The organism is Cryobacterium sp. MLB-32, assembly GCF_000738085.1.
Taxonomy (GTDB): domain Bacteria; phylum Actinomycetota; class Actinomycetes; order Actinomycetales; family Microbacteriaceae; genus Cryobacterium.
This window is the reverse complement of record NZ_JPRS01000607.1, coordinates 1-2,128: the sequence shown is the minus strand read 5'-3', so window position 1 is coordinate 2,128 and position 2,128 is coordinate 1. Positions and strand designations below refer to the sequence as shown.

Below are 2,128 nucleotides of genomic sequence, written 5' to 3'. Positions count from 1 at the left end.
GGAGATTACCGAGGCGGCAATGATCGACGGAGCTGGCGGCTCAAAGCGTCTTTTCCTCGTGACCATTCCCATGATCAAGAACACGATCGCGACGAACACGATGCTAATCAGCCTGCTCACGTTGTCGGTCTTCACTCTCATCTACGTCATGACAGCTGGAGGGCCTGGCAACGACAGCACAACCTTGCCTGTCCTTGCTTACAAGGAGGCTTTCCGTTTCAGCAACATTGGGTACGGCACAGCCATAGCGACCGTCATGCTCATCATCGGCGCGATCTTCTCCGTCGTCTACATTCGGGCACTTCGTCCGCAGAAGGATTAGCCGATGTCAGTCACTGCCGCACCGCAGCAGGCCCGCAAGTCCCCTCTCTGTCAACCTTGGATAAGGCACCGGGATCGTCCCGAATAGTGTCGTAGAGGGCGGGGAAGGAGTTCCCCTTGACGAACGCAGTGATGACAGGACCCGGCTTGACCGGGCAGGCTGTAGGGATGGAAGATGTTCCCGATCCCCAGGTTCCCGAGCGTGCTCGGCGGCGAACCTATACCGCCAAGTACAAGCGCGACATTCTGACCGAGTACGAGAGCTTGAATCGGCAGGGCCGTGGTGCGCTGCTTCGCCGGGAAAAGCTGTATACCTCCTTGGTGAGCTCGTGGCGTGATCAGCGAGACAAGGGGGTGCTGGCTGCCTTGGCGCGGCCGGCGGGAGCACCGCCGTCGAGTACGGCGGAGAAGGACGCGGCCCGGCTGCGGAAAGAGAATCTCCGGCTGTCGGGCGAGTTGGATACGGCGAGGCAGGTGATCGCGATCCAGGGAAAACTCTCGGCTCTGTTGGATCAGCTCTCGACCAACAGCAGCGAGACGAACACCGAGAAATAATCGACGCCACCATCACCGAACTTGTCCCGCTCGTGGGCACGCGGGACGCGTGCCTGGCCGTGGGGCGGTCGCGAGCGACGCACTACCGCCAACACCCGCGGTCGCCACGGCCACCGTCAGCGCCGCGGCCCCGGCCGCAGCCGGCGAAGCAGCCGCGGGCGCTGACCGAGCTGGAGTGCGCTGCGGTTCTGGAGGTGCTGCGGTCCGAGCGGTTCGTGGACAAGGCGCCGGCGGAGATTCAGGCGATCCTCCTCGACGAGGGCACCTACCTCTGCTCCGTGGCGACGATGTATCGTCTGCTCCGCGCCCACGGTGAGACCGGTGAGCGTCGGGCTCAGGCCGAGCACCCGGCGCGCATCAAGCCCGAACTGATCGCGACGGGACCCAACATGACCTGGTCGTGGGATATCTCGAAGTTGAAGGGTCCGGCCAAATGGTCGTACTTCCACTTGTATACGATTATCGACATTTACTCGCGGTACGTCGTCGGCTGGATGGTCGCGACCAGGGAGTCCGCCGAGCTGGCTGAGCAGCTCCTGTTCGACACGATCCAGAAGCAGAACATTCGCCGAGACCAGCTGACGATCCACTCCGACAACGGCTCCTCGATGGCGTCGAAACCCGTCGCATTCCTGCTCGCCGACCTGGGCGTGACCAAGTCGCACTCCCGCCCGCATACGAGTAATGACAATCCATTTTCGGAATCGCATTTCCGAATTTTGAAGTACCGGCCCGAGTTCCCCGACCGGTTCTACAGCCTCGCCGAGGCGCGCTCATTCTGCACCGAATTCTACGACTGGTACAACCACGAGCATCGCCATTCCGGCATCGGAATGCACACCCCGTTCAACCTGCACCACGGCCGCGCCCCCGCAATCCAGCACGCTCGCGCCCGCGTTCTCACGACGGCCTATGCCGCCCACCCGGAACGCTTCGTTCGGAAGGTCCCGCAACCACCAACGTTCCCGACCACCACCTGGATCAACGAACCCCTGAAGGAAGGAACGAACTCAATGACCACCTAAGGAAACTGACTCACATAGGTTGACATCTTCCGTGCCACGGTGGAAGAAAGTACGTGTCGCTTCCCCGTCAGTGCACGTTATAGGGGGAGTGACCCCTGCTGCGGTTCGCCACTGAAAACGTCGAGGGCGCCCGAGTTGGCCGCCCCATATCAAGAGCACCGGCGATCTTGATGGTTACTGGCCGGCTGAGAAACTTTCCTGCTCGGTCTGGTCTGCTACCGGAGCCA

Annotated in this window: 2 protein-coding genes; both read left to right on the top strand. The window is 61.8% G+C overall.

Features of this window, described 5'->3' with window-relative positions; translation table 11 throughout:
* The coding region (locus JF66_RS20265; RefSeq protein ID WP_035880715.1) for a carbohydrate ABC transporter permease at positions 1-322 on the top strand (322 nt) is incomplete at its 5' end.
* 131 nt (positions 323-453) lie between these two features.
* A protein-coding gene (locus JF66_RS20255) for an IS3 family transposase (protein WP_231556537.1) occupies positions 454-1,901 on the top strand; the annotation gives its coding sequence in 2 pieces (ribosomal slippage) (positions 454-811 and positions 811-1,901; 1,449 coding nt in all).
* Positions 1,902-2,128 lie beyond the last annotated feature (227 nt).